We start from the raw sequence: 4,433 nt of genomic DNA, 5'->3' as shown, positions 1-4,433 counted from the left end.
TTGGAGCCGTAGGCGTTCTCGCCGGTGGTCTGGCAGACGATCTGGACGGTCGAGCCACCCGCGTAGGTCTTGACCTCGGTGGCCGAGGTGGTCCTGGCGTCCCGTCCGGCCAGGTCGGTCTTGGCGGTGAAGCCCCGTGAGCCGAACGAGCCGTCGTCGCAGCGCGGCACCTCGGGGTGGAAGGTGTAGTACCCCGTGTAGAGGTAGTAGTCGGTGACCCACAGGTCGTCGGTGGTCTTGTTCCAGATGTTGGAGCCGTAGGCGTTCTCGCCGGTGGTCTGGCAGACGATCTGGACCGTCGACCCCGCCGGGTAGGTCCTGATCTCGGTGCCCGACAGGCTCCGGCCGTTGCGGCCCGCCAGGTCGGTCTTGGCGGTGAAGCCGAACGAGTCGGGGATCCCGTCCTCGCACCGGGGGACGTCGGGGTGGAAGCCGCTGTACCCGGTGTCGACGTAGTGGTCCGCGACATAGACGTTCTCGGTGGTCTTGTCCCAGACCGTGGAGCCGTACGCCTCACCTCCGGTGGTCTGGCAGACCACGGTGACGGTCTCCCCCTGGCGGTACATGTTCTCCTCGACGGTGCGTCCGTCGAGGTAGGGCGTGCTGCGGCCGTTCAGGTCCGCCAGCGCGGTGAAGTTGTGGCCGTCCTGACCGGTGTCCGAGCACCGGGGCATGTCGGGGTGGAAGCCGTCGTAGCCGGTGTAGAGGTAGTGGTCGACCACCCACAGGTCGTCGGTGGTCCTGTTCCAGACGTCGGAGCCGTAGGCGAGCTCGCCGCGGTCCTGGCAGACGATCTGGACCGTCGACCCGGCTGGGTAGGTCTTGACCTCGGTGGCCGAGGTGCTCTTGGCGTCCCGTCCGGCCAGGTCGGTCTTGGCGGTGAAGCCAGTGGCGGCCTCGGCGGGGGCCGGTAGCGTGGTGGTCAGCGCGAAGGCGGCCGTGAACGCGGCCAGCACCGACAGCACCCGGAGGAGGTGTCGTCGGAGTCCGTCAGTGATGTCCCCCGCGCGGTCGGGGAGTCTCGCTTTTCTGAACATGCCCGACAGGATTCGCGAACGCCCTGTACCGACCCTGAACCGCTGGTGCAGCCGGGGTGCAGTCGCCGTGCAGCGAGGACCGAGGGGGCCAGGGCTGACCAGCGCGTCCGCGCCGTCTACTCGATGAACCGGACCACGGTGGACATGGGCGGTCCGTGGGGCCCGCCCACCCGCGACACGCGGATGCTGTCGGCGTCACGCGGCCACGACGCCTCGATCATCTCGTTGTCGCCGACGTAGATCGCCACGTGTGTGGTCGAGGAGGGACCGCCTCCCCAGAAGAGCAGGTCACCGGGCTTGCGCTGGCCGTAGGGGACCCGCCGCGCGCAGCTGTGGCCGTACTGCGCCTCCGGGTGGGCGCCGATGTCGATGCCCGCGCCCTTCCAGAAGGCGTACAGCGTCAGTCCCGCACTGTCGAAGCCGAGGACGTCGTGGTCGTAGTGGCCGTCGGGGCTGGGGGAGCTGATGCCGTGGGAGGCACCTCCATAGCCTCCGGCGCCCCAGGAGTAGCTGAAGCCCCGGCCGGTCTGGGCCCGCGCCGTGGCGATGACCCGCCGGACGCGCTCCTCCGGGGTACCCGAGGTCGACCCGGGTGGGCCGCCGATACGGCCGTGCCCCACACCGCGCGCACGGGGCCCGGGGGCCGCCCCGCCGCCCCGGCCGACGGCCGAGCGCGGAGCCGCTCCGGAAACGTCGTCGGTGTCGGTGGGCAGGGAGGAACCAGCGGCCCGGAGGCGGTCGGTCGCCCTCACCCAGACGGCGGAGCCATGGGCCTCATCGCTTCGCGCGTGGTGGACGACGTCGATCGTGTCGCCCTCGAGACGCGCCGGAGGTCGTGTTTTGCGCACCATGTCCGTCAGGGTCCGGTAACTGGCTGTATCGACCCTGAAACCTCGGTGCAGTGGGCGCGCAGCGGGGGTGCAGGCGGGCCACGCGCACCCGGACGACCAGCTGGTGCGCGGGCCGCGCACCTGTCCCGCGCACCCCACCCGCCGTGCGGGCCCGCGCCTGCCGTGCGGACCCCGCCCTCCGGCCACGTCCGCCGTCGGGGCCCGAGCCCGTCCCCCGGATCCGGATCAGCGGGACCGCTCCAGCGCGCGCAGTGATCCGTCCCGCATCTCCAGCACCCGGGTGGCCGCGCCGAGGTGCTCGGTGTCATGGGTGACCAGAAGGGTGGCCACGTCGAACGTCCGAGTGGCCTCGGCGAGCAGGTCCATGATCCGCGCGCCCCGTTCGTGGTCCAGCGCCGCCGTCGGCTCGTCCACCAGCAGGACGCTCGGCCGCCCGACGAGCGCCCGCGCGATGTTCACCCGCTGGCGCTCTCCCCCCGACAGCTGGTGCGGGCGCCGGTGCTCCTTGCCCGACAGCCCGACGGCGGCCAGGGTCTCCAGTGCGGCGGCGCGCGACCGGCGGGGCGGCCGTCCACGCATGTGGTCGGTCACCTGGAGCTGTTCGACGGCGGTGAGCGACCCCAGCAGGTTCGGCTGCTGGAACACGATCCCCACCTCCCGCAGCCGCAGCGCCGCCAGCTCGCGGGGCCGCAGCCCGAGCGTGTCGGCGCCGCCCACGGACACTGAGCCCGAGTCGGGGCGGACCAGGGTGGCGGCCACCGCCAGCAGGCTCGACTTGCCCGACCCGGAGGGGCCCACCACGGCGGCCAGCTCGCCGGGGGTCACCCGGACCGACACCCGGTCCAGGGCGGTCACCACCCCGTCGCCGTCGGGGAAGGTCAGGGTCACGTCGTGCAGTTCCAGGCTCATCGGACGCCTCCCAAGGCGGTCAACGGGTCGACGGAGGTGACGCGGCGGACGGCCAGGACCGCGCCGAGCATGCCCAGCGCGACCATCGCGCCCACGGGCAGGAGGGTGGTGGCCGGGTTCAGCTCGAAGGGCACCGCCGACGCGGCCGCCGCGCCCAGCGCCGCGCCCGCGGCGCCGCCGAGGGCGGCACCCGAGACGAGGACGACGATCGCCTGGGCGAGTGCGTCGCGCAGCAGGTAGCGGGTGGAGCCGCCGAGCGCCTTGAGGATCGCGACGTCTCCGGCGCGCTGGATCGTCCACACGGTCAGGAACGCCCCGACCACGAGCGCGGAGATCGCGTACAGAAAGCCCTGCATGGCCACGAGGGACCCGTTCTCGGAGGAGAACGAGCCGATCGCGGTCAGGCTGTCGTCGCGGGTGACCGACACCGTTCCCGCGCGGTCGTCGGCCGTGGCCGCGGCGTCCGGGGAATCGACCCCGGCGGCGATCACGTTCGCGACCGGCGCGTCGGGGGCCTCGCCCCGGTCGGTGCGCGGATCCAGGTCCCGCCAGGTGTCGATGTCGGCCCACACCACGGGAAGGTGGCTGTGGTGGCCGGTGTCGGCGACGTCGGCCACGGTCAGGTCGGTCCCGGCGACGGTGAGGGTGGCACCGGCCTCGAGCCCGTACTCGTCGGCGAGGTCCCGCCCGACGACCACGCCGCCGGCGACGCCCGCCGGAGCCAGATGCCCGCCCGCCGGGGCGGCCAGCAGCGCCACCGCCGAGGACGCGCCACCGCTGAATTCGGCGCGGGTGGTGGCCAGGGCCAGGGGTTCGGCCCACTCCACGCCGCCGGTGCCGCGCCAGGCGTCGAGCTGGGCCTCGGTGACGGTGCTGTCGGCGTAGGACTCCTCGGGTGCGTCGTCTCCGGAGGTCCCGAAGGCGACGTGGCTGGCGGGCAGGCCGCGAACGGCCGAGGTGGACTGGTCGGCCAGTCCCGCCGTGAGCCCGGACAGCAGGACGACCAGCAGGGTGATGAGCGCGACGACCGCGCCCATGAGGGCGAACCGTCCCCGTGCGAAGCGGATGTCACGAAGGGCGACGAACACGGCGGCCCTCCTTCCTGGGAACACGTGGTTGGTGCATGCCCCCAAGACTCCTCCGGGCCGGGGCCCGGCCACATCGCCCGAAGGGAGCGCCCTCGTCGGGGCCGGGGTGGAGCCGCAGCTCCATCGTTCGGTTGATGCGGAGCGGACCGGATACGCCGTACGCTGCGATGATGCGGTACGGCGAAGGACGGGCCACCGGGCTGCCCGAGGTCACGACGGTGCTGCGCGCCCTGCGGCTGCTGCTGCACGCGTGCTTTTTGCTGCTGCTCGGGTTGGGCCTGGTCCGCTACCTCCTGCCGGGCCCGGACGCCGTGGCGCCCGGCCACCCGCTGTGGACCCGGTGGGCGGTCGTGGCCGGCGCGCTGCTGCTCGCCGCCGTCTACTGCCTGGGCGCCCGGGCCGCCCGGCACGACGTGCGGCGCGGCCGCTCCCTGGGCTGGCTGGCCGCGGTGACGGTGCTGTGGGCGCTGCTGTCCCTGGCCGCCCCGGGTTTCGTGTGGCTGGCCTTCCCCCTGTTCTTCCTCCACCTGCACCTGCTGCGCGGAACG

Annotated in this window: 4 protein-coding genes and 1 pseudogene; 1 reads left to right on the top strand and 4 read right to left on the bottom strand. The window is 73.2% G+C overall.

Annotated elements, in window-relative coordinates; all coding sequences use genetic code 11:
* From D471_RS34570 to D471_RS0115230, 4 genes are all read right to left on the bottom strand, one after another.
* On the bottom strand, positions 1–1,037 hold a 1,037-nt coding region (locus D471_RS34570), incomplete at its 3' end, for a hypothetical protein (protein WP_206538947.1).
* Positions 1,038–1,153: 116 nt separating this feature from the next.
* The gene (locus D471_RS0115240; RefSeq protein ID WP_017599415.1) at positions 1,154–1,888 is read right to left on the bottom strand and encodes a C40 family peptidase; all 735 of its coding nucleotides are present in this window, start codon (positions 1,886–1,888) and stop codon (positions 1,154–1,156) included.
* A gap of 225 nt (positions 1,889–2,113) precedes the next feature.
* A complete protein-coding gene (locus D471_RS0115235) occupies positions 2,114–2,797 on the bottom strand; it encodes an ABC transporter ATP-binding protein (protein ID WP_017599414.1) in 684 nt (227 codons plus the stop codon).
* Positions 2,794–3,885 (bottom strand): ABC transporter permease, encoded by a 1,092-nt coding sequence (locus D471_RS0115230; RefSeq protein WP_017599413.1) that lies wholly within the window; start codon positions 3,883–3,885, stop codon positions 2,794–2,796. Before D471_RS0115230 ends, D471_RS0115235 begins: the two co-directional genes overlap by 4 nt.
* Before the next feature lie 170 nt (positions 3,886–4,055).
* Between D471_RS0115230 and D471_RS34565 the strand changes: the two are divergent.
* Positions 4,056–4,433: pseudogene (locus D471_RS34565) on the top strand (sensor histidine kinase); the annotation flags it as partial.

This window comes from Nocardiopsis lucentensis DSM 44048, assembly GCF_000341125.1.
Classification (GTDB): Bacteria; Actinomycetota; Actinomycetes; order Streptosporangiales; family Streptosporangiaceae; genus Nocardiopsis; species Nocardiopsis lucentensis.
Note: the sequence above shows the minus strand (reverse complement) of the source record. Positions and strands in the feature narration are given on the sequence as shown.

Excerpts from the sequence above, each read along its gene's own strand:
- D471_RS0115240 (WP_017599415.1), bottom strand. The coding sequence starts at position 1,888 with ATGGTGCGCAAAACACGACCTCCGGCGCGTCTCGAGGGCGACACGATC.
- D471_RS0115235 (WP_017599414.1), bottom strand. The coding sequence starts at position 2,797 with ATGAGCCTGGAACTGCACGACGTGACCCTGACCTTCCCCGACGGCGAC.